Source organism: Paraburkholderia sp. USG1, from assembly GCF_031570135.1.
Lineage (GTDB): Bacteria > Pseudomonadota > Gammaproteobacteria > Burkholderiales > Burkholderiaceae > Paraburkholderia > Paraburkholderia dioscoreae.
Genome location: NZ_JAMWXW010000005.1, coordinates 220,444 through 242,123 on the forward strand (window position 1 = coordinate 220,444; position 21,680 = coordinate 242,123).

Here is a 21,680-nt window from a genome sequence, read left to right on the forward strand (position 1 = left end):
ATGCTGCAAGGCGAGTCTGCGAATGCGCGCGGCAAGCGCGCCGATATACGACAGTGTGAGCCTTGTTCGCTCTGAGGGCGCTCCGGATCTTGCTGTCCCGTTCCTTGTGAAAGGCCTCCCATCACCGGGCTGCTGTCCTGAAGGGAACGCGGACGATGCGTCACTGTACAACCGTTTTCGCGCCAGGCGCGCGACTCAGTAGAATTGATACCTTCGATACGAAGCGCACCGGCAACCGGACCTCTCTCTACGACTGTGACGACGACACTTGAACAACTACGGGCCGGACAACTCGCGGGCACGCGCCGGCTCAAACTGGCATGCGGGCTGAGCGAATTTCCACGCGAGATTTTCGATCTGGCCGATACGCTGGAGGTTCTCGACCTGTCGGGCAACGCGCTGTCGACGCTTCCGGACGATTTGCCGCGACTGGGCAAGCTGCGCATTCTCTTTGCATCGGACAACCCGTTCACCGAGTTGCCGGAAGTGCTGGGGCAGTGCCCGCAATTGAGCATGGTGGGCTTCAAGGCGAACCGCATTCGCCGGGTGTCCGCCAACGCGCTGCCATCGCAACTGCGTTGGCTGATCCTCACCGACAACGAGATCGAAGCGCTGCCCGCCGATATCGGCGGCTGTACGCAATTGCAAAAGCTGATGCTGGCAGGCAACCGCCTGCGCGCGCTTCCCGAGGAATTGGCGGCCTGCTCGCGGCTCGAATTGCTGCGTCTCGCGGCGAACCAACTCGGCGGATTACCCGCGTGGCTGCTGCGTTTGCCGCGGCTCTCCTGGCTGGCGTACGCCGGCAATCCGTTCAGCGAAGCGCTCGAAGCGGCGGCGCTGATCGACACGCCGACGACCGCTATTGCATGGCATGAGTTGAAGCTCGAAGCGCCGTTGGGCGAAGGCGCCTCCGGTGTCATCTATCGTGCGGAGCTTGCGGGGCATCACGACGCGTCCCGCGCTGTCGCGGTGAAACTGTTCAAGGGCACGGTCACGAGCGACGGTTTGCCGGACTGCGAGATGGCCGCCTGCATTCGCGCGGGCGATCACGCGAACCTGATCCCGGTGGTCGGAAAGGTCAAAGATCATCCGGCGGGCACGCACGGCCTCGTGATGGAGTTGATCGATCCGCAATTCAGAAACCTTGCCGGTCCTCCCAGCCTCGAATCCTGCACGCGCGATATCTATGGCGCCGACACGCGTTTCGATGCGGCTTCGGCGTTGGGCATTGCGTACGGAATGGCGTCGGCGGCGCGTCATCTGCATGACCAAGGCATCATGCATGGCGATCTGTACGCACACAACATTCTGTACGGCGGTCAAGGGCGCGCGTTGTTGGGAGATTTCGGCGCCGCTTCCTTCTATGCACCTGAAGACCGGAGCACCGGCCTCGCGCTCCAACGTCTCGAAGTAAGGGCATACGGCTGTCTGCTCGAAGAATTGCTTGAACGATGCGACTGGCCAGACTCGCAGGCGGACGCCGCCGCGCTATTGGTGGAGTTGAAGGACAATTGCCTGAGCGAGGTGATCGAAAGCCGTCCGCTATTCGACGAAATCACGGCGCGTTTGCTGGCGCTGAAGGGCGAACGATGATCGGCAAAGCGCAGCACGGCCACCCGTCGGCCCGCCACGGAAGGAGAGATTCAATGACGCAGAAGACGCCCCGAAGGAAGCCCTCCTCGCGGATGCGCCGTCGCGTGTTGTTTGCCGGCGCGCTGGCCGCGGCCGGCATTGGCGGCACGGCAGGCGCCGTGCCCGTGCAGGGCGGCAAGCTCAGGATCGCGCTCGTGCTGAAGTCGCAGACCGATCCGTTCACCGTGGCAATGGCGAACGCCGCGCAGGACTACCAGCAGCATTTCGCGTCGCAATTCGGTTTGACCGTGCGTGCAACGGCTACCGAAAGCGATACCACCGGACAGATCCGCATGGTCGAAGAGATGATCAAGGCGAAGATGAACGCGATCGTCATCGCGCCGACCGATTCGAAGGCATTAACGGCAGTGGTCGCGCGCGGGATCAAGGCGGGCATCGTCATGATCGCCATCGACAACCCGCTCGACGAGGCCGCGCAGGATGCGGCCGGGATTTCCGTGCCGTTCGTCGGGCCGAACAATCGCAAGGGCGCGCAGCAAGTCGGCAATTATCTGGCGGGGCGACTCCATGCGGGCGATCAGGTGGGCGTCATCGAAGGCAGTCCGGCCGATCGCAATGCACAGCAGCGCACGGAAGGTTGCAGGGACGCGATGAATGCGGTGGGCATCAACATCGTCGCCGTTCAGTCCGGCGAGTGGGAGTACGGCAAGGGGCGGGACATCGCCTCGAAGATGCTCAACGATCATCCGCAGATACGCGGCTTGCTGTGCGGCAACGACAACATGGCAATGGGCGCGGTCGACGCGATTCGCGACGCGGGTAGAACGGGCGGCGTCTACGTCACCGGCTATAACGATATCGATGCGATCAAGCCGTTGATCGCCGATGGCCGCGTGCTCGCCACGATCAACCAGTTCCCTGCGCGGCAAGCCATATTCGGCGTCGACGTGGCTTTGAAGGCCGTGACGGAGCAGAAGAAGCAGCGCGAGCTGTCGAGGGTGATCGAAACGCCGCTGCAACTGGTCACGGCTGCGGATCGCTGATTGCAGGTCGTGATACGGCTGCTGCGAGAGCAAGAGAACTCACTCTCGCATCACGCCCTTTCACGTCCGGTTAATCTGCTTTGATCTTACGCGGCCTGGTCGCTTTTTCGAGCTTGTTGTACTCGAATTCCGGCACCGACTTCAGCGCATCTTTCGTTGCGCCGGCGAGGAACAGATTGCCGTCGCGGATCTGGAAGTGATCGACCGGAATCGCCACATAGTGTTTGCCCATGCCGAGAAAGCCGCCTACCGATACGACGGCATACGTTGCCTTGCGGTCCGGCGCAATGATCACGTCATAGATGCTGCCGATCTTGTCGTTCAGATCGTTGTAGACAGGCTCGTCCACGAGAGCGCGTCGCACGCTCCAGCCCTTCAGCAGCGCATTGGTTTGCTCGACCGTGCCGCCGAGCGGTTGCAGTCCGGCAATCTGCGCATAGGCGCCTTGTGAGGCGCAGATCACGGCGAGAGCGGTCGCGCAGATCAGTGTTCTTGCTTTCATTTTCGGCTCCTGGTTGTCTGTCGAACAGTTAGCTTCGTACCAGAGTACGAGGAAGCACGCGACGTGCCCGGCTCCGTCCGGCGGCGGCATTCGTGCCTCGCGGTCAATATTCAATTGCCGCGGGAGGGCTGTTTGTCGGGCGCCCGCTACCCCACAATCCATCGTTTGCGATATCCGGACGGAGAAAAGGCATGAAATCAACCTGGGCACTGCTGGCTCTGGCGGTCGGCGCATTTGGCATCGGCACCACCGAATTCGCGCCAATGGGCCTGTTGCCCGTAATCGCGAACGGCGTGGGTGTGTCGATTCCCGCGGCCGGCCTGCTGATCAGCGCCTACGCACTCGGCGTCATGCTGGGCGCGCCGTTGATGACGCTCGCCTTCGGCAGGCTGCGCGCGAAAAAGGCATTGATCGCGCTCATGTCGATCTTCGTCCTCGGCAATCTGCTCTCGGCCGTGGCGCCCGGCTACTGGACACTGCTCGCCGCACGCCTTGTCACGAGCCTGAACCACGGCGCGTTCTTCGGCATCGGCTCAGTGGTCGCGGCGAATCTGGTGCCGCGCGAGAAGCGCGCGAGCGCGGTCGCCACCATGTTCATGGGCCTGACGATCGCCAACATTGGCGGCGTGCCGGCCGCGACCTGGATCGGTCAGCAGATCGGCTGGCGCATGGCGTTCGCCGGCACTGCGGGGCTCGGCGTGCTGGCCATTGCCGCCCTGGCGGTCGCGCTGCCGCGAGGCGACGCGGGCAAGATGCCGGATATTCGCCGCGAGTTGCGGGTGCTGGCGCGGCCTGAAGTGCTGATGGCGATGGCCACCACCGTCATGGGCGCCGGCGCGATGTTCACGCTTTACACCTATGTGGCGCCGGTGCTCGAAAATATGACGGGCGCTTCCGCGGGCTTCGTCACGATTGCGCTGGTGCTGATCGGCATTGGCTTCACGATCGGCAACGGCCTGGGCGGACGGCTCGCCGACTGGTCGCTCGACGGCAGCACCAAGCTGTTTCTCGGCGCGCTGGCGCTCATCATGGCGGCGTTGCCGTTCGTTCTCACCAGTCACGTGGGGGCGTTGATCGGTATGCTCGTGTGGGGCGCGGCCACTTTTGCGATCGTGCCGCCGGTACAGATTCGCGTGATGCACGCGGCGGCGGATGCGCCTGGACTCGCTTCGTCGGTCAATGTGGGCGCGTTCAATCTCGGCAATGCGCTGGGCGCCGCTGCCGGCGGCGCGGTGATCTCGGCGGGCCTGGGCTACACGGCCGTGCCGATTGCCGGCGCGGTGCTGGCCGGGGCCGGCCTGATGCTGGTATTCGCCGGCCGCGCCGATCGTCAGGCGGTCGAGAGCTGCTGAAGGCGATGCTTCAGTCCGCAGCTCTGTTCGGCCGGCCACAGAATGCGCTGCGGCAACCATGCACAATCGGAGCGAGAGCCGGGCGGCGCCCGTGGCGCGACGGCGCCGTGCGCGCCCGGGCCGCCTGCCGGCGCGCGCCAAAGCGCAGCGGTGGCGATAACCCTCTGCCGCTTGGGAGAAGCAATGGGTTGGAAAAGCCTGCTGATCGAAATGCCGGTCTGGATGATTGGCCGGTTCCATCGCCCACGGTTCGACCCGCATCGCGACACGCCGCGCGAGATTCTCGTGCTGCGCCCGAACGATTTCGGTGAACTGCTCACCACCACACCGCTCTTCGAAGCGCTGCGCAGGCGCTTTCCAACGACCCGCCTGATTGCGGGCGTGGGTAGTTGGGGGCGTCCGGTTCTCGAGAACAATCCCTTTGTCGACGAGATCGTGGAAATCGACGCGCCCTGGAACAACAAACTGGTCGAGGACCGCTCGCACGGCAACGTGCTGCGTTTTCTGTGGAAGTCTCCGCAGGTCGCCGCACTGCGCGCGCGCGGTGGCTTCGACGTCGGTATCGACGTGCTCGGCAGCTACATGGGCGCGCTGCTGATGATGCGCACAGGCGTGCGTTATCGCGTCGGCGTGCGTGGTTATCGCGGCGGCTGGAGTGCGTGCCAGGCGCATATCGAATTCGCCGCGCGGCAATGCGGACGCGCCGCGCTCGCGCAGGGCGAACTGCTCGGCGCGACCGCGCTGCCGGAAGCACGGCCCCAACTGTTCCTGACCGACGACGAGCGCGCCGCGGCCGCGCAAATCTGGAATGCGGGTGACGCGCCCGGCCGTCGCACGGTGCGGCTGATCGTCGGTGTCGGGGCCGGTGTTCCGAGCAAGGCCTGGGACGCTCGCCAGGTCGGCGCGGCGCTCGCGCAGATCGCGCAGACGCTCGACAAAGCCGGTGACGCCGGCGATTTCGTGATCGCCGGCAGCGCGGCGGATCGCGCGCGCGCCGCCGAGGCGATCGCCTCGGCGGGCACGGGCGTGCCGGTCCGCTCGGTAGCGGGCGAGGTGCCGATGCGCATCACGTTTGCTCTCACCGAACAGGCCGGCGTCGTGCTGACGAATTCGTCGATGCTGATGCACGTCGCGGCCGCGTTTCGGCGGCCGACTGTCGCGGTGATCGGCGGGAGCGTGACGAAACCGGACAGGCACGATGCCATATGGGGCTATCCGCCGCCGTATCGCAGCGTGTCGCCCGAGCAGTATGTCGCGGGCGAACACGCGGGGAACTGGCCGAGCGTCGAGCGGGTCGTACAAGCGGTTCTGGAGGCCGTCGGCATGCAGCGGGCGCCGGTCGACGCGGCCGCCTGACGCCGCTTCACCTCATGGGCAATTGCCGTGAACACGATCGAACTCGCCAACCTCTATCGCAGCTACATTGCCTGCCTGAATAAACAGGACTGGGCCGATCTGGGACGGTTCGTCGACGACGACGTGCACTACAACGGTCGGCGCATCGGCCTCTCCGGGTATCGCGAGATGCTGGAGAGGGACTTTCGTGAAATTCCGGACCTTCATTTCAACATTCAATTGTTGATGTCCGATCCGCCTCATATAGGTAGCCGGCTCGGCTTCGCCTGTACGCCAAAGGGGACGTTTCTTGGCCTCCCGGTCAACGGGAAGCGGGTCTCGTTCACGGAGAATGTGTTCTATCAATTCCGGGACGGCAAGATCCAGCAGGTCTGGTCGGTGATCGATAAGGCGGCCATCAAAGCACAGCTCGATTCCAATGGCACGGCTTGAGCCGTGGAATATCGAGCGGTTGACATCGTCTCTGTGGACTTCTGCCTTTGCGCCACGGCCGTGCCCGGCCGTAGCGTGTGGTTTCATCTTCAGCCGCGCTTCGGCAGCTTCCAGTCGGGCCGGACGAAGTGGCACGTGTATCCGTTGGGAATGCGTTCCAGATAGTCCTGATGTTCCGGCTCGGCTTCCCAGAACGGACCCGCGGGAGCGATCTCGGTGACGACCTTGCCGGGCCACAGATCGGATGCTTCGACGTCGGCGACGGTGTTCTCGGCCACGCGCTTCTGCTCGTCGTCGAGATAGAAAATTGCGGAGCGGTAGCTCGTTCCCACGTCGTTGCCCTGGCGGTTCTTCGTGGTCGGGTCGTGGATCTGGAAGAAAAACTCCAGGATCTGGCGATAGCTGATCTGGCGCGGGTCGAACACGACCTCGAGCGCCTCCGCGTGGGTGCCGTGGTTGCGGTAAGTGGCGTTGGGCACGTCGCCGCCGGTGTAGCCCACGCGCGTGGACAGCACGCCGGGATAGCGCCGCAGCAGGTCTTGCATACCCCAGAAGCAGCCGCCGGCCAGGAGGGCGGTTTCGGTTTGCGTCGTCATTTTCGATCCTTTTCGTCAGTGGCGCCGCGCCACTCGCTGGTGGTCGGTTCGCCGTTTGTCGGAGGTGATTCCACAAGCATGCCAGAGATCGGCCTGGCCGGGTCGCGTAGCGGCGGCCACACCGGTCCGCGCCATTCCTTTCGCCTAGACTACGAGGTACCCCGATGCGACGCGCACAACGCCGAGAAGCGAAAGATGATCCTCGATGACGACGACAGGGAGGCCGGCACCGACGCGCACGATCGCGCGCCGGGCGCTGGCATTCGAGGTGAACCGAACGGCGAGGGCGAGCGCGGCGTCTCCAGATCGGTGACGGCGTGGCTCGAACGGATCGACCCCGGCACGCATCGCCGGATCAAGGGTCTGCGGCTCGTCACCGCTTACGGTATCGCCGCCGCGCTCGGGGCTTTGCAGGACATTACGCACGGTCTGCCCGGCGCCACACTGGTCGGTTCGCTGGCCAGCAGCTTCGCACTGTGGGCCAGTGTCTCGGAAGCGCGCGTCTCGCGAGCCGAATCGAGCCGCGACCTCGCTCTCTTATGTGCCGCCGCTGCGTTCGGCGCGGCCATGTTCATCGGATTCGCCCCGCTCCTGCAGACCATCGGCAAGGCGGCTCCCGAACTGACGCTCGTGACGGGAGCCTTTCTCGTCGGCTACCTCAAGCGCTTCGGCATTCTGGGCGCGGGAGCCGGGTCCCAGATATACATTGGCCAGTTGCTGGCCTACGGTGCGCAGCTGACGCGGGTCGATCTGCCGGCGGTTGCGGTCGCGGGATTGATCGCCATGCTCGCGTCGATTGTTCCGCGCCTGCTCAGCGGCCCAGCGGAACGTCCGGCCACGACGATGCTTGCACCCGTCGATGTGCCGGGTCGCTGGAAACTCCCGGCTGAACTCATCATGGGCTTACAGGCGGCGAGCGGCTCGCTGGCCGTGGTCGCCTTGAACGAGGCGATCGGGCTCAAGGAGTCTGCCTGGGCGATCACGGCGTGCACGTACGTGGTTGCGGGCTCGGCGAGCGGCACGGCGGAACGGGTGCGCCGGCGCATTATCGGCACCTTGATCGGTGTGCCGCTGGGGCTCGTCTGCCTGCCGCTAGTCGAGCACGCGCCGTTGCTCGCCTGGGCCGCTGCGGCAGTGGCGATGATCGTCTACGCGATGGCATTGCCCAATCGCTACGACATCGCCTGCGCGGCGTTTGCCTTTACGTTGATCGTGACGTTGGCGATCGGCGGCGTGCACTCCATTTCGCTTCTTGGCGCGCGCGCCTGGGAGACGCTCCTCGGCGGGGCATTTGGACTGCTCGCGGCGAAGTTCATCTTTCCGCTGCGATCCTGATACCGGGACCATCGAGCGAACACCCGCATGCTTACGACCCCAGCCGGTAGTGGCCATATGGCGTCGGCATGCCGGTTCGCAGCACGCCGGCGGGCGCGCCCTGCTGTCCGGTCGCTGCTATGGACGAACAGTCTTGCGTGCTAGGTACAAATGGATTTCAGCGAGGGCCGGCCGCGTTATGTGCGGCGCTAACGCTGTCTACTTCCGGCTTTCCGCCGATGCCATCCTGAAGACCGAGATGCCCTCCATCGGGTCCAGTGTTTCGCGCCAGGGCGCGAGCTTCAGCAAGCGGGCCGTGTCCTCATAACCGGCGCGCCAGCGCCGCTCGATGCCCGCCGACGAAAAATCGATATCGCGGTTCAGGTCGTCGTTATCGAATGCCGGTGCGTCGAGTTCCAGCACTTGCATCGTCGTGCCGCAACCCCAGTCGAGGAGTTCCCGCACCGCCGGCGCATTGCGTTGTTCTTCGGGCAGATGCTGGCCGAGCTCGCGAATCACGTGTCGAAGGCGGTGAATCTGCTTCTGTCGATCGAGATGGCTTTCCGCGCGGCTCGAATACTGAATGTCGCGTTGCCGGCTCATCACCTGCAGGATCGATTCGGGCTCCAGACCGCTGGAGGGCCACAACTGCACCGAAAAAATCACCGAGTCGCGCCGCGGCCGGTCGTCGAGTACGGCTTCGAGCGGCGTGTTCGAATAGATGCCACCGTCCCAGTACGATTCGCCTTCCAGTCGCACCGCCGGGAAGCCGGGCGGAAAAGCGGCGGAGGCCATTACATGCTCGACGTCCAGCGGCGCGTCGCGATTGGTGAAGTACCGCATGCGTCCACTGTGGACATTGACTGTGCCCACCGTTAGCCGCGTGGTCTTCTGATTCAGGTAGTCGAAATCGATTAGCGAGGACAAGGTTTCGCGCAGCGGTCCTGTCGAATAGAACGCCGCCTGATCGGAGCGAACCCGCGCCTGAATTCCCGCCCAGCTTTGCAACTGCGGGGTGAAGAACGACGGTACGCCTTGAGTGACCGTGGCGACGTCGCGCAGCCAGGTCGCGAGTCCCGGCAACCAGTTCGCCGCCTCGACGCCATGACATGCCACGCCACTCCAGAACTGCGTCAGGCGCACCATTCGGTTCCCGGGCGGATTGCCGGCGATGATCGCGCCGTTAATCGCGCCGATCGACGTGCCGATTACCCAGTGAGGTTCGACCTGACCGTCATGAAGTGCCTGATATACCCCCGCCTGATAAGCGCCGAGGGCGCCGCCTCCCTGGAAGACCAGGACGATCTGGCCGGGAATGTCCGGTGCGGTACCCGGCCCGTCGGCTGTGTTGGTCTGGCGTTCGACATGCGTCTTGTTGCCCATGACAAGCCTCCGGGACAAATACTGCGGTGCCGCCGATTTTGCCACGGTATGGCCGGCGTAACGGTAGAGCCGGTTCGTGTCCGGCGGCGACGGCATGCGAGGTATCCGTGGCGCCGGACGTGGCGATCCACACTATCGCCGCCAATGGCGAATTTAGTCAACGCTTCCTTAATCAGCGCATTGATAACGACTTGTTATTCGAAGCCTTGCATTCGGGTAATCAGCTAATGCTGCTGTTCTGATCGCGTGTTGTTTTTTTGATTAGCGATGCTAGACTTCCTGAGCGAACAGACACGAAAACGTTCCGCGGCAACCGGCCATTGCCTTCTGACCTCAGTGCAGGGCGTTGGACATCGAATTGACATACCGCTAGAAAAACAAGGAGCACGTATGCATCGGTTGGCGAGAAAATCCGCACGCAGTCACTGGCATTACGCCGATCAGGCAGCATGTCGCCGCCCACTTCCTTCAGGCTTGTGTAGTTAACGCGGTTGGTTAAAACGCGTGGTCACGCGCCGCGAGTGACCGGCTAACGGCACCACTCTCCACGTTCTTCGCCTTGCCCGAACCGCAAGCGGATTGATCGGCGGGCGAGCCTGCCGTCGAGAGCACGCCTGTTGCGGACGCGAAGCTGACGCATCAGCGCAGTTTCAATAGTGTTGACAGACGGCCCCGGAGTTCAAAGTCTCCGGAGCGGTCCGATTGCGTCTCGACGCCCGCGCCATACGGCCGCGGAGATTTGCCGACGGAGATCAGGATGACAGAACGGTCGCACGTCTTTGCCGCTTGCCTCTTACTGACAGCCTTCGCGATGCTCACCGGGTGCCATGAAAAGCAGGCGCCCGAAGCCGTGCGAGCACCAGTCAATGTCGACGTGGTCGCCGTTGCGTTGCGCGATGTGCCGGTCGTGTTCGACTACGTCGGCCAGACAGAAAGCTCGCAGCAGGTCGAGATACGCGCGCGCGTCAATGGTTTCCTGGAGAAGCGCGTCTATCAGGAAGGCTCGATGGTCCATCAAGGCGACGTGATGTTCGTGATGGATCGCAAACCTTTCGAAGCAAGTCTGGACGCCGCGCGTGCAGAGTTCGCCCAGCAGAAGGCCCGCCTCGATACCGCGCAGGCGAATCTCAACCGGGTGCGTCCGCTCGTCGCGAAGAACGCGCTGAGCCAGAAAGACCTCGACGATTCGATTGGCCAGCAGGAAGCTGCCGCCGCGGCGCTCGAACAGGCACGCGCGAACGTCACGAGCGCGAACCTGAATCTCGGCTACACGACGATCACGGCGCCTGTCACCGGGCTGTCGAGCTTCGCGAAGAAGCAGGACGGCTCGTATATCGATTCGACCAATAGCCTGCTGACCTATGTCGCGAAGCTCGATCCCATGTGGATCAATTTCTCGTTGTCCGAGAACGAGATGCTGCAGTTGCGCGCGCAGACCACCAACGGCACGCTGAAGCTGCCGCAGGTGGGCGATCTCGAAGCGGTCATCGTACTTGCCGACGGCAGCATCTATCCGCAACGTGGCCACATTGCATTCAGGGACGCGTCGCTCAGTTCCGAAACCGGCACCTATCTGATTCGTGCGGCAGTGGCCAACCCTGCTGGCGCGTTGCGGCCCGGACAGTTCGTGCGGATCAAGCTGCTCGGCGCCGAACGCGCCGCGGCGGTCGCCGTGCCGCAAGGCGCGGTCATGCAGGGGCCGCGCGGCGAATACGTGTGGACCATCGACAAGGACAACAAAGCCCAGCAACGCGCGATCGAAGCGGGCGAGTGGAACGGCAACGACTGGGTCGTCAAATCCGGCCTGCGCGTGGGCGATCGCGTCGTGATCGACAACGCATTGCGGCTGATGCCCGGCGCGCCGGTCAATGCGCATGTCGTGCCGCTGCCGGCTGCGAGCGTGAATATCGCCGGTTTGTCGAACGGCGCCGCGGGACAAGCCAACAACGGTGGCAACCCGGCAAGCGCAAGCGGTCAGGCTGGCGCGAGTAGCGTATCGGGCAATGTGAACGGCGCTGCCGCAGCGGGTTCCGCTGGCGCTTTAGGCAATGCGGGCGTTCAGGCGAACAGCGCGCCGGGTACGACGCGCAGTGAATCGGCCGCGTCTTCCGGACAGACAGCGGTGTTCTTTGCCGTTGGTAGCGCGAGCCTCGATCCGCAGTCCGCCGAAGCGCTCGCCGGCGTCGCGCGGCGCTTGCTCGCCGCGCCTGGTTCGCGCGCCGTGATTTCCGGCTACACCGATTCCAGCGGCACCTATGAAGCGAACGTCAAGCTCGCCGCCGCGCGCGCCGCGACAGTCCGTTCAGCGCTGGTCGTCGCGGGTGTCGACGTCGCGCGTATCGACATGCGCCGTCCCGCGCGCATCGTGGCAAGCGACGCGCCTGACAGGTCGCGCCGTGTCGACGTCACCCTCGCGCCGTCGACGGGGGGCTGATCGATGAAGTTCGCCCATTTTTTTATCGACCGGCCGATCTTCGCGTCGGTGCTGTCGATCATCCTCGTGGTGGCCGGCATCGTCGCGATGTTCAACCTGCCGATCGCGCAGTTTCCCGATATCGCGCCGCCGACCATCACCGTAAGCGCGACCTATCCGGGCGCGAGCGCGGAGGTCGTCGCGCAGAATGTCGCGGCGCCGCTCGAACAGCAGGTGAACGGCGCGGACAACATGATGTACATGAACTCGTCCAGCTCGTCGACCGGCAATATGACGTTGACGGCGTACTTCAACATCGGCACGGACCCGTCGCTGGCGCAGGTGGATGTGCAGAATCGCGTGAATCTGGCACTGCCCACGCTGCCCGATTCGGTAACGGCGCAGGGCGTCTCGGTGCAGAAGCGTTCGTCGGCATTCATGATGGTGATCGCCATCTACTCGCCGGACAACGGGTTCGACCAGTCGTACGTGGCGAACTACGCGAATGTCTATGTGCTCGATGCGTTAAAGCGTATTCCGGGCGCGAACCAGGCGTCGATATTCGGCTCGGCCGACTACGCCATGCGCATCTGGATCAAGCCTGACCGCATGGCGAAGCTCGGCATCACCGTCGCCGACGTACAACAGGCAATCAGTAACCAGAACCAGCAATTTTCCGCGGGCCGCCTCGGCCAGTCGCCGACCAGCGGGCCGGTCCAGCAGACGTTTCCGGTCGCGACCAAAGGCCGGATGACCGAGCCTGCCGATTTCGACAACATCATCCTGCGGGCGGGTTCGGGCGATGCGTCGACCGTGCGTATCAAGGACATCGGCCACGCGGAACTCGGCGCGAAAGACTACTCGCTGCGCGGGCGCTACAACGGCAAAACCGCGACGCTGATTGCCGTGTATCAGCAGCCCGGCGCCAACGCGCTGCAGGTCGCCAAACAGGTGCGCGCCACGCTCGAGCAATTGCACAAGTCCTTTCCCCCCGGCCTCAAATACGAAGTGGCGCTGGATACGACGGAGTTCGTGCAGGAATCGATCGGCGAGGTGGTTCACACATTGCGCGACGCGATCATTCTCGTGATTCTGGTCGTGTTCATTTTCCTGCAAAGTTTTCGCGCGACGCTCGTGCCGATTCTCGCGGTGCCCGTGTCGATTCTCGGCGCGTTCATCGGCATGCTGGCGTTCGGTTTTTCGATCAACATGCTGACGCTGTTCGGCATGGTGCTGGCAATCGGTATTGTCGTCGACGATGCGATCGTGGTGATCGAGAACGTCGAGCGCAACATGACCGAGTTCGGTCTTCCGCCGAAAGAAGCGGCCAAGCACGCAATGGACGAGGTGACCGGACCGGTCATCGCGATCGTGCTCGTACTGCTCGCAGTGTTTATTCCCGTGGCGTTTCTGTCCGGCATTACGGGGCAGTTGTACAAACAGTTCGCGGTGACGATCGCCGTTTCCGTGGTGTTGTCGGGCATCGTTGCGCTGACGCTTTCGCCCGCGCTTGCCGCGATTCTGCTCAAGCCCGGCACGCACAGGAAGAACCGCTTCTTTCTCTGGTTCAACGATCGTTTCGACAGGCTGACCCAAGGCTATGGGCGCGCCGTGCAACTCGCGATCCGGCGCGTCGCGCTGTCGATCCTGCTGATCGTCGCGATGGTGGCCGCGACCGCGGGGCTATTCAAACACATTCCGTCGTCCTTCCTGCCCACCGAGGACCAGGGCTATCTGCTCGGCGCGGTGGTACTGCCCGATGCCGCGAGCCTCGACCGTACCGGTGAGCTCTCGCAGCGCGCGGAACAATGGTTCGCGAAGCAGCCGGCCGTGAAGTCCGTTGCCGCGCCGATCGGCTACAGCCTGATCGACTCGCAGTACAAGTCGAATGCGGGCACGCTATTCATCACGCTCAAGGGCTTCAGCGAACGTGGCGAAAACGGCACTGCGCAAGACCTGATCCGCGATGCCAATAAGGCGTTTGCCGGCTACAAGGACGGCGTGGTGGTCCCGCTGAATCCGCCGTCCATTCCGGGTCTCGGCACGACTGGCGGTTTCGAGTTCTGGTTGCAGAGCACCGGCGACGGCAGCTATCAGAATCTGGAGGAAAAGGTGCGCGCGTTCATTGCGAAGGCGCGTCAGAACCCGGCGCTGCGCGGCGTGAACTCGACCATTAACACGAATTCGCGGCAATTGCTCGTCGAGGTCGACCGGGAGCGGGCGGAATCGCTCGGCGTGCCGGTGCAGGATATCTACTCCGCGCTGCAGACCATGTTCGGCTCGTCGTACGTGAGCCAATTCCCCAAGAGCAGCCGGCTCTTCCAGGTGATCGTGCAGGCCGAGCCGCAATACCGGACGCAGCCGGACGACATCCAGCAACTCTATGTGCGCAACCGCAGCGGCGACATGGTGCCGATCAAGGCGGTCACGACTTTCCGCTTCGTGCCGGGCGCGGACATCGTCACGCGCTTCAATAACTTTCCCGCCGCGAAGATCACCGGTGATTCCGCGCCGGGACACAGTTCGGGCGAATCCATCGCCGCGATGGAGCAGATCGCGCAGGAAGTGCTAGGCGAAGGCTACGGCTATGCGTGGAGCGGTCAGGCTTATGAGGAAAAGCAGGCCGGCTCGACCGCGATCCTCGTGTTCGGTTTCGCCTTGCTGATGGTGTTCCTGATCCTTGCGGCGCAATACGAAAAGTGGTCGCTGCCGATCGGTGTCCTGCTTGCGGTGCCGTTTGCACTATTCGGCGCGCTCATCGGCATTCTTTTGCGCGGCATGGAAGACGACGTGTACTTTCAGATCGGCCTGACCGTGCTGATCGCGCTGGCAGCCAAGAACGCGATTCTGATCTTCGAATTCGCCGTGGAGATGCGGGAGAAAGAATCGCTGAACCCCTACGACGCCGCGCTCAAAGCCGCGAAGCTGCGGCTGCGTCCGATCATCATGACCTCGCTGGCGTTCATTCTCGGCTGCGTGCCGCTGGCGATCGCGAGCGGCGCATCGGCTGCGAGCCGCCGCTCGCTCGGCACCGGCGTGATTTTCGGCATGCTCGGTGCGACCGTCATCGCCCTGTTCTTCATTCCCATGTTCTTCTGGGGGCTGGAGACGCTGTCGTCGCGAAGCAGGAAGGCGCCTGCGCCGGATGCCGGACCGCCGGTGTCGCCGGGGCCGCGGGAGGGCGGAACATGAGACGCCCGCTTTTTCGCCTTCTGCCCGCTATGTGTGCCTGCTGGTTCGCCGGCTGCACGGTCGGCCCCAATTATCAGCGGCCTGCTGTCGACACGCCGTCGTCGTTCCGCTATGCGTCGCCGGACGCCGAGGTGGTCGATCAGGGCGTGGTTCAATGGTGGAGCCAGTTCGACGATCCGGTACTCGACAGCCTGATCGAGCGCGCGCTCGTTCAGAACAGGGATCTCGCGATTGCGGCCGCTCGCGTCGACGAATTCTATGGCCGCCTGATGACGACACGTGCCGGGCTATTCCCGCAGATCGGCGCGAACTTCGCCGGCAGCCGCAGTCGCGGTGTGCCCGCGCCGGGCTTTGCGCCGACGGTCGGCAACCAGGTGCAACTGGATGTCATGGCGTCGTGGGAAATCGATCTGTTCGGCCGCTTGCGACGCATGACCGAAGCCGCGCGCGCCGATTATCTCGGCACCCAGGCCGTGCAGCAGGCAACGCGCATTGCGTTGATAGCGAGTGTGGCCACGTCGTATCTGCTGCTGCGCGATCTCGACCAGCGGCTCGACATAGCAAAGTCGACGCTGGCGAGCCGCGCCGATGCGCTCGCGCTGTTTCAGGAGCGCTTTGGCGGAGGCGTCGTATCGCAACTCCAGGTGAGCCAGGCGAAATCCGAATATGAGTCGGCGCAGGCTTCGGTGTATGCATTCCAGCAGCAGATCGCCCAGCAGGAAAACGCGCTGTCGCTGCTGCTCGGCGATAACCCGGGGCCGATTCCGCGCGGCAAACCGCTGACGCAGCTCAGCGCGCCCACCATACCGGCGGGCTTGCCGTCGTCGCTGCTCGAACGCCGGCCGGACATCCTGCAAGCCGAACAGGCGTTGGTCTCCGCGAACGCGTCGATCGGCGCGGCGCGCGCGCAGTACTTCCCGACCATTTCGCTGACGGGCGTGTTCGGCGCGGCGAGCACCGCACTCTCCGGCTTGTGGACGGGGCCGGCGCGCGTCTGGTCGTTCGCGGGCGCGATTGCGCAGCCGATCTTCACCGGTGGCGCGATCACGGGGTCGGTGCGCATCGCCGAGGCGCAGCAGCAGGAAGCCCTGTTCGGCTATGAGCAGACCATCCAGTCCGCGTTTGCGGACGTGGAAAACGCCCTGGTCGGCGTGGCGCGCGTGCGTGACCAGTTGCAGGCGACCAACCGCCAGGTCGAGGCACTTGCGCAATATGCTTCGCTCGCCCGGGATCTGTACGAGGGCGGCTACACCAGCTACCTCGAAGTGCTCGATGCCGAGCGCAGTCTGTTCGCCGCGCAACTCCAGCAGTCGCAGTTGCAGGATCTGGAGCTCGCGCAGATCGTCGCGCTATATAAGGCGCTCGGTTATGGCTGGACGGTCGACGCCGGTTCGCAGGCGCCGGCGGCCGGGTTGAACATCCTGTTTTCCGGACCTCAGGCGTTGCCGTGATCCCCTACGCCTTCGGCAGAGTGGATTTCCTGCCGCGATTGCGCGGCTTCGGTTCGACTCCCACGCGCGGATCGCGTGCCAGCACGAGCGCCGTCAGCTTCTCGGCGACGGTTTCGAACACCGGATCGTCTTGCGGTACGTAGAGCCACTTGCCGAGCACCGGATGTGGCCGCAAAGCAGGCATTTCAGCGATGAGCGTGGCGTGGCGCTCGTGCGATGTGCACACGAGCAGGCCGTTCCAGGGCGCCTCGCGATCGGCGGCAACGAGGCACAGGAGGCCGTCGATATAGGCCGCGTCGCATCCGAACATCCGCTTGCTGAAGTAGGTCGAATCGCGCTCGAACGCGTCGAAGATCCAGGCGAGCGAGTTGCGGACTGACGAAGGCATCGGCGTGAAATTCCAGGCGGCATGAGCGAAGGGGAGCGAAAGGCAGAGCACCGCGACGCCGGGGCGCGCAGCGTCAACGCGTGCAGACCACCGCCGTCAGCAACAGCGGAATGACCATGTGCACCGTGGCCGTGCTACCGGCCGCGCGCACGCGCTTCTCGACCGACTCGCTCGGCGCGGATAGCACGGCACCGTACAGCGGACCGGCGAGCGCCTGGCCGCGGCCTTTTTTGAACATCTCGTCGTCCGGTTCGTAGCCGAGCACGGCATAAACGCGAAAGCCGAACGCGGTGATGTCGCTGCCGCGCACGGGCCGAAACGCGTTGACCGAATTTGTGTCGATCCGCATGGGATTGGCTTCGATGTACTTGTCGTCGATGAGTTGCCCGATGAACTCATGAGGATGCGCCTGGCAGTCGAATTGCGCGTCTAGCGCATACGCGTGCGACGTCACCGGGTAGAGGCCGACGCTCGAGGCGAGTAGGGCAGCAACTGCTTTGAGAGGACCGGATGCCATGACTAACGTGCCTGAATTGTGGGCGTCGACAGGCTGGACGCGCGTTAGCCGTCAGTTTCTCACGTCCTCGCCGTTAGCGTACGTGCGTCAGCGAACTATGCTGCGGCAGGTCACGGTTCGGGCCGATGTCCGGCCGGCACACCGCTTGACGCGCCGGTAGCCTCGGCGGTATGCCTTACGTGCGGTTACGGAACAGTTCATCGAGTTGCGAGCCGGGCGCCGCGCCGGCAAAGCCGTCGAAGCGACCTTGAGCTAGCGACTGCGCGGCCTGCATGAACCCGCCCCATGCCGCACGGGCCAGCGCCCCGCCCACGCTGATGCGCCGCACGCCGAGCGCGGCTACGTCCTGCAGCGTGAGTGCCGAGGTTGAACCGATCAGCAGGTTGACGGGCTTCGGCGCCACGGCGGCGACCACGGCTTCGATCTGCTCGCGCGTTTGAATGCCTGGCGCATACAGGCAGTCGGCGCCGGCCGCGGCATAGGCTTTGAGGCGCGCGATCGTATCGTCCAGATCGGGCGAGCCGGCGAAGAAGTTCTCCGCCCGGCCGATCAGCAGCGTCTCGCCACCAGCTTCGTCGATGGCGCGGCGCGCCGCGCTGATCCGTTCAACGGCGACCTCGATAGGGAAAAGCGGCGCGGCGGGATTGCCGGTGGAGTCTTCGATCGACAGTCCGGCAACGCCGGTGTCGACGGCAAGCGCGACGCTCTCGGCGACTTCCGCCGGATCGCGCCCGAAGCCGTTCTCGAAGTCCGCGTTGACAGGCAGATCGGTTGCTTCCACGATCTCGCGCAAATGCGCGAGGATGACATTGCGCGGCAATGTGTTGTCGGCGTGTCCGGTCGACCAGGCAAAGCCGGAACTGGTCGTGGCGAGCGCCTGGAAGCCGAGTGTCTGCAGATAGCGCGCGCTGCCGGCGTCCCACGGATTAGGCAGCACGAAACAGCCGGAGGTGTGCAACGCCTTGAAGGCGGCGCGTTTCTCGACGACGGTGCGGAACATGCGTATCTCCTGAAACGGACGAGCGTGAGGCGCCCGTGTTGTTATATGACAGCGAGGCTGGTGGACTTATCATCCGTGAAATTCGACCGGTTGTGTGCGATATACGTGGGTTCGGAAAGCCAATGCCGGCACTTGTCGAAATAGAAAATAAATTCCAAAATTATTTATTTGGCAATTATTCTTGCAAATGGGCCGGATCATCTTTTATGCTGGACGTGAAGCGCAGCCGCGACGCGGCGCGGCTCACAGGAGACAGTCGTGGAGAGGATCGAAACGCATGACGCGACACCCGGCGTGGTGGTCGAGGCACTGACGCGTGGCCCCGGCGCGGTTTGCATACGCGGGCTGTTCAGCGAAAGCCAGATTGCCGAAGCACGGCGCGTGGTGATGGCCCATTCCGAGGACCGCGCGCAAACCGTCACGCACTTCCAGGGACAGGCCGCGGAGGAACAGCGGCTTCATCTGCAGCGGCGTGTGTGGAATCTGCTCGCCAAGGGCGACGTATTCTCCGAGATGTCGGAGCAACCGGCGATCGTCGGCGCGATGCGGCGCTTTCTCGGCGACGACTTCATCATGGGCTCGATCGCGGCCAACCGCATTCTGCCCGGTGGGCCCGGCCAGGAACCGCACATCGATTACCCGTACTGGGATTACCACATGCCGGATACGTTTCCACTCGGCATCAATACATCGTTTCCGCTCAACGCGCAGGTGACGATTCCGCTCGATCCCTTTACCGCTGAGACCGGCGCGACGGCCTTCGTGCCGCACACGCAGCACGAATTGCGCTATCCGGCCGAAGGCGACCGGTTCTTCGAGCGTTGCCAACGCATGACGGCCGAGCCCGGCGATGCCATTGTGTTTTTCGGCGCAACCTGGCATTGCGCGATGCCCAATCGCAGCACGCAGGACCGCAGCGCCGTGTTGATCCAGTACCTGCCGAAATTCGTGAAGCCGATGGAAGACCTGCGCGCGATGGTCGGCGAAGATTTCGTCAAGCGGGCCAGCCCGACGATGCGTCAGTTGCTCGGCCTCAATTTTCCTTACCCGCAGAATCTCGACGAGATTGCCGTGGCGACCAATGCCGAGGGCCGCAAGAACGCGATGCGTTGAGACAGGCCGACTGCACGCGTTCGTCATGCGATAACGCACGGCGTTGGCGATCCAGGGGGGAGGCAGGTCTATGCATTTTGATCGGCGTGGGTAGCTGAATCCGCGCGCAGGGACTTCTTCGCCGCGCGAACGAACGCGACAAAATTGGCCACTACGGGATCCTCGCGTGTGGCATGCCACGCCAGTCCGACTCGCCACCGGCCGGCGGCGTCGCGCAACGGCAGCACCCTTGCGTCGCGCAACAGGTATTGCGCCCGCGAGGGTAAAAACGCCGCGCCGACGCCTGCCGCCACGCCGACGAGTACCGACTGGATGTCGTCGGCCTGCTGGATCACATTGGGCACGAAGCCATGTTCACCGCACCAGTGGTCGATCTGCGCTGCCAGTCCGGGGCCGCGTCCGCGTGACAGCGCGATGAAGCCGGGCTCGTTCAATTCCTTCAGATTCGACGGAACGCGTTTCCAGCGCGCGTGCTGCGGTATCGCCAATGCCAGTGCCTCGTCGAGTATCGGCAACGTGGACAGGCCTGCGTCGGCCGGCAAGCGCAGGAAGCCGACGTCGAGCTTGCCGGTGAGAAGCCTCCGGGTTTGCTCCGCCGAAGAAAGGTCGTTGAGGGTGACGCTGACATTCGGATGGAGCTTGCGGAATTGGGCGATCAGTTGCGGCACCTCGTTCAGGGTCGAGAGTCCAAGACCGACGCGCAGATAGCCGCGCGTTCCGCTGCTCGCCTCGCGGGCACGCGCGAGGATATTGTCCGCGTCGCGGACCAGGGCCTCTGCGTCGGCAAGAAACGTTTCGCCGAAGACCGTCAGTTCCGCACCGTGCCGGCCGCGCTCGAACAGGCGCGCGCCAAGGCTCGCTTCCAATGCCACGATCTGCTTGCTCAGAGCGGGCTGGCTGACGTAGAGCGCTTCTGCGGCGTGGCCAAAGTGCCGGAGTTCAGCGACGGTCAGAAAGGCGCGCAGTAATTTCAGTTCCATTCCGCGAAGTGATTGAATGCATAGAATTTTTCATTTTACTTATCGAAGGGCGGGCGGTCCAATGGAGTCGTTCCATCCATCCGGTCGTGAAGATGTCGCTCCCCGCTGTTCCATCGCTTCGCGTCGCAGCCGTCCCGCTCGTTTCACGTCCCGGCGACGCGCCGCATAACGTTGCGCGCATTGCGGATTGCCTCGCGCTTGCCGCGCAGGAAGAAATCGTCCTCGCGGTATTTCCGGAGACCTGTATCGGCGGCTATGAAAGCGTGACGAAGCTTCATCGCGCCGAGCTCGATGCGCTTGCAGAACCGCTCGACGGACCGTCGGTCAGCGCGGTTGCCGACGCAGTCGAACGCTTTGGCGTGGCGGCCGGCGTCGGCTTTATCGAGCGGGCGGCCGACGGGCGTCTGTTCAACAGCTACGCCGTTTGCCTGCCCGGCGGGGCGCGGCATTGCCACCGCAAGCTGCATGCGTTCGAGCATCGGCGGATCAGCAGCGGCGATCGGTTCACCGTGTTCGATACGGCGTGGGGCGTTCGCGTCGGCATCCTGATCGGCGGCGACAATTGTCTGGTCGAGAACATGCGTATGACGGCGCTGATGGGCGCGACGCTGCTGCTCGCGCCGCATCGCAGCGACGGCGTGGACCGTACCGGAGGCCGCCCGACGCAGCCGGTTTCGATGGAGCAATCGATGCGATGCTGGCTGCCGGCGCGAGCAGCCGACAACGGCATGTTCGTTGTCTGCAGCGAAGGATTGGAAGTCGCTGGCCTTGAACGGTCGGGTGGGGCAGGGATGATCGTCGATCCGTGCGGTCGCGTGCTCGCCGAACGCGGTACGCAAGACGCACTCGTTTCCGCCTGTCTGGAGACGGGGCTGATCGACGGAAGTGCTGGGCGGCAATGGCTGCTGGCCCGCCGGCCGGAACTCTATGGCTTGCTGACCCGATTCGGCCATCGTGCGACGGATTTCGAGCCACGCAGCGTCTCGTCCCGAGGCGGAATCGCGATCAGTTTCGCGCAGGTCAGTCGCGACCGGCCGATACGGTAGCGTTCGTCA

General features: G+C 64.0%; 19 protein-coding genes. 12 read left to right on the top strand and 7 right to left on the bottom strand.

The features are described 5' to 3' along the window. The first annotated feature begins 255 nt into the window (after window positions 1-255). Both NE850_RS09070 and NE850_RS09075 read left to right on the top strand, forming a co-directional pair. Window positions 256-1,593, top strand: a complete 1,338-nt coding sequence (locus NE850_RS09070; RefSeq protein WP_007178174.1) for a leucine-rich repeat-containing protein kinase family protein — start codon at window positions 256-258, stop codon at window positions 1,591-1,593. Window positions 1,594-1,646: 53 nt separating this feature from the next. After that, window positions 1,647-2,636, top strand: coding sequence for a substrate-binding domain-containing protein (locus tag NE850_RS09075; protein WP_310698653.1), 990 nt, complete (start codon window positions 1,647-1,649; stop codon window positions 2,634-2,636). A gap of 70 nt (window positions 2,637-2,706) precedes the next feature. On the opposite strand, the gene NE850_RS09080 is transcribed toward NE850_RS09075, so the two are convergent. Beyond that, window positions 2,707-3,138 (bottom strand): PRC-barrel domain-containing protein, encoded by a 432-nt coding sequence (locus NE850_RS09080; RefSeq protein WP_035516784.1) that lies wholly within the window; start codon window positions 3,136-3,138, stop codon window positions 2,707-2,709. 191 nt (window positions 3,139-3,329) lie between these two features. Here NE850_RS09080 and NE850_RS09085 point away from each other — a divergent pair, with 191 nt between their 5' ends. The 3 genes from NE850_RS09085 to NE850_RS09095 all read left to right on the top strand — a co-directional run bounded on the left by NE850_RS09085 (window position 3,330) and on the right by NE850_RS09095 (window position 6,278). Further along, window positions 3,330-4,490 (top strand): MFS transporter, encoded by a 1,161-nt coding sequence (locus NE850_RS09085; protein WP_007178171.1) that lies wholly within the window; start codon window positions 3,330-3,332, stop codon window positions 4,488-4,490. Between the two features lie 183 nt (window positions 4,491-4,673). Continuing rightward, window positions 4,674-5,846 carry a glycosyltransferase family 9 protein gene (locus tag NE850_RS09090; protein WP_007178170.1) on the top strand — a complete coding sequence of 391 codons (1,173 nt, stop codon included), beginning with the start codon at window positions 4,674-4,676 and terminating at the stop codon, window positions 5,844-5,846. 27 nt (window positions 5,847-5,873) lie between these two features. Then, on the top strand, window positions 5,874-6,278 hold the full coding sequence (locus NE850_RS09095; protein WP_007178169.1) for an ester cyclase: 405 nt from the start codon (window positions 5,874-5,876) through the stop codon (window positions 6,276-6,278). Between the two features lie 89 nt (window positions 6,279-6,367). Here NE850_RS09095 and msrA read toward each other — a convergent pair whose 3' ends face one another. Beyond that, window positions 6,368-6,874: a peptide-methionine (S)-S-oxide reductase MsrA gene (gene msrA, locus NE850_RS09100; RefSeq protein WP_007178168.1), complete on the bottom strand. Its 507-nt coding sequence runs from the start codon at window positions 6,872-6,874 to the stop codon at window positions 6,368-6,370. A 195-nt stretch (window positions 6,875-7,069) separates the two neighbouring features. Here msrA and NE850_RS09105 point away from each other — a divergent pair, with 195 nt between their 5' ends. After that, window positions 7,070-8,209 (top strand): FUSC family protein, encoded by a 1,140-nt coding sequence (locus NE850_RS09105; protein ID WP_035516781.1) that lies wholly within the window; start codon window positions 7,070-7,072, stop codon window positions 8,207-8,209. Window positions 8,210-8,407: 198 nt separating this feature from the next. On the opposite strand, the gene NE850_RS09110 is transcribed toward NE850_RS09105, so the two are convergent. Then, window positions 8,408-9,571, bottom strand: a complete 1,164-nt coding sequence (locus NE850_RS09110; protein ID WP_007178166.1) for a patatin-like phospholipase family protein — start codon at window positions 9,569-9,571, stop codon at window positions 8,408-8,410. 107 nt (window positions 9,572-9,678) lie between these two features. On the opposite strand from NE850_RS09110, the gene NE850_RS09115 reads away from it, so the two are divergent. From NE850_RS09115 to NE850_RS09130, 4 genes are all read left to right on the top strand, one after another. Then, window positions 9,679-9,813, top strand: a complete 135-nt coding sequence (locus NE850_RS09115) for a hypothetical protein (protein ID WP_268738025.1) — start codon at window positions 9,679-9,681, stop codon at window positions 9,811-9,813. Window positions 9,814-10,328: 515 nt separating this feature from the next. Next, complete coding sequence (locus NE850_RS09120) at window positions 10,329-12,005, top strand: efflux RND transporter periplasmic adaptor subunit (RefSeq protein ID WP_007178165.1); 1,677 nt, start codon at window positions 10,329-10,331, stop codon at window positions 12,003-12,005. A gap of 3 nt (window positions 12,006-12,008) precedes the next feature. Further along, the gene (locus NE850_RS09125) at window positions 12,009-15,176 is read left to right on the top strand and encodes an efflux RND transporter permease subunit (protein WP_007178164.1); all 3,168 of its coding nucleotides are present in this window, start codon (window positions 12,009-12,011) and stop codon (window positions 15,174-15,176) included. Further along, on the top strand, window positions 15,173-16,627 hold the full coding sequence (locus NE850_RS09130) for an efflux transporter outer membrane subunit (protein WP_007178163.1): 1,455 nt from the start codon (window positions 15,173-15,175) through the stop codon (window positions 16,625-16,627). The genes NE850_RS09125 and NE850_RS09130 overlap by 4 nt, the downstream gene beginning before the upstream one ends. A gap of 4 nt (window positions 16,628-16,631) precedes the next feature. On the opposite strand, the gene NE850_RS09135 is transcribed toward NE850_RS09130, so the two are convergent. The 3 genes from NE850_RS09135 to NE850_RS09145 form a co-directional block, all read right to left on the bottom strand. Next, complete coding sequence (locus NE850_RS09135; RefSeq protein ID WP_007178162.1) at window positions 16,632-17,015, bottom strand: hypothetical protein; 384 nt, start codon at window positions 17,013-17,015, stop codon at window positions 16,632-16,634. A 73-nt stretch (window positions 17,016-17,088) separates the two neighbouring features. Beyond that, window positions 17,089-17,532 (bottom strand): hypothetical protein, encoded by a 444-nt coding sequence (locus tag NE850_RS09140; RefSeq protein ID WP_007178161.1) that lies wholly within the window; start codon window positions 17,530-17,532, stop codon window positions 17,089-17,091. A 175-nt stretch (window positions 17,533-17,707) separates the two neighbouring features. Then, on the bottom strand, window positions 17,708-18,532 hold the full coding sequence (locus tag NE850_RS09145; protein WP_310698654.1) for an isocitrate lyase/phosphoenolpyruvate mutase family protein: 825 nt from the start codon (window positions 18,530-18,532) through the stop codon (window positions 17,708-17,710). A gap of 258 nt (window positions 18,533-18,790) precedes the next feature. Between NE850_RS09145 and NE850_RS09150 the strand changes: the two genes are divergently transcribed. Beyond that, complete coding sequence (locus NE850_RS09150; RefSeq protein WP_007178159.1) at window positions 18,791-19,645, top strand: phytanoyl-CoA dioxygenase family protein; 855 nt, start codon at window positions 18,791-18,793, stop codon at window positions 19,643-19,645. A 68-nt stretch (window positions 19,646-19,713) separates the two neighbouring features. On the opposite strand, the gene NE850_RS09155 is transcribed toward NE850_RS09150, so the two are convergent. After that, window positions 19,714-20,625: a LysR family transcriptional regulator gene (locus NE850_RS09155; protein WP_007178158.1), complete on the bottom strand. Its 912-nt coding sequence runs from the start codon at window positions 20,623-20,625 to the stop codon at window positions 19,714-19,716. Between the two features lie 92 nt (window positions 20,626-20,717). Between NE850_RS09155 and NE850_RS09160 the strand changes: the two genes are divergently transcribed. Next, complete coding sequence (locus tag NE850_RS09160) at window positions 20,718-21,671, top strand: nitrilase-related carbon-nitrogen hydrolase (RefSeq protein ID WP_007178157.1); 954 nt, start codon at window positions 20,718-20,720, stop codon at window positions 21,669-21,671. Window positions 21,672-21,680 lie beyond the last annotated feature (9 nt).

Coding starts and splice junctions, on each gene's coding strand:
- NE850_RS09075 (WP_310698653.1), top strand. CDS start 1,647: ATGACGCAGAAGACGCCCCGAAGGAAGCCCTCCTCGCGGATGCGCCGT.
- NE850_RS09080 (WP_035516784.1), bottom strand. CDS start 3,138: ATGAAAGCAAGAACACTGATCTGCGCGACCGCTCTCGCCGTGATCTGC.
- NE850_RS09085 (WP_007178171.1), top strand. CDS start 3,330: ATGAAATCAACCTGGGCACTGCTGGCTCTGGCGGTCGGCGCATTTGGC.
- NE850_RS09090 (WP_007178170.1), top strand. CDS start 4,674: ATGGGTTGGAAAAGCCTGCTGATCGAAATGCCGGTCTGGATGATTGGC.
- msrA (WP_007178168.1), bottom strand. CDS start 6,874: ATGACGACGCAAACCGAAACCGCCCTCCTGGCCGGCGGCTGCTTCTGG.
- NE850_RS09105 (WP_035516781.1), top strand. CDS start 7,070: ATGATCCTCGATGACGACGACAGGGAGGCCGGCACCGACGCGCACGAT.
- NE850_RS09110 (WP_007178166.1), bottom strand. CDS start 9,571: ATGGGCAACAAGACGCATGTCGAACGCCAGACCAACACAGCCGACGGG.
- NE850_RS09120 (WP_007178165.1), top strand. CDS start 10,329: ATGACAGAACGGTCGCACGTCTTTGCCGCTTGCCTCTTACTGACAGCC.
- NE850_RS09125 (WP_007178164.1), top strand. CDS start 12,009: ATGAAGTTCGCCCATTTTTTTATCGACCGGCCGATCTTCGCGTCGGTG.
- NE850_RS09130 (WP_007178163.1), top strand. CDS start 15,173: ATGAGACGCCCGCTTTTTCGCCTTCTGCCCGCTATGTGTGCCTGCTGG.
- NE850_RS09135 (WP_007178162.1), bottom strand. CDS start 17,015: ATGCCTTCGTCAGTCCGCAACTCGCTCGCCTGGATCTTCGACGCGTTC.
- NE850_RS09140 (WP_007178161.1), bottom strand. CDS start 17,532: ATGGCATCCGGTCCTCTCAAAGCAGTTGCTGCCCTACTCGCCTCGAGC.
- NE850_RS09145 (WP_310698654.1), bottom strand. CDS start 18,532: ATGTTCCGCACCGTCGTCGAGAAACGCGCCGCCTTCAAGGCGTTGCAC.
- NE850_RS09155 (WP_007178158.1), bottom strand. CDS start 20,625: ATGGAACTGAAATTACTGCGCGCCTTTCTGACCGTCGCTGAACTCCGG.
- NE850_RS09160 (WP_007178157.1), top strand. CDS start 20,718: ATGTCGCTCCCCGCTGTTCCATCGCTTCGCGTCGCAGCCGTCCCGCTC.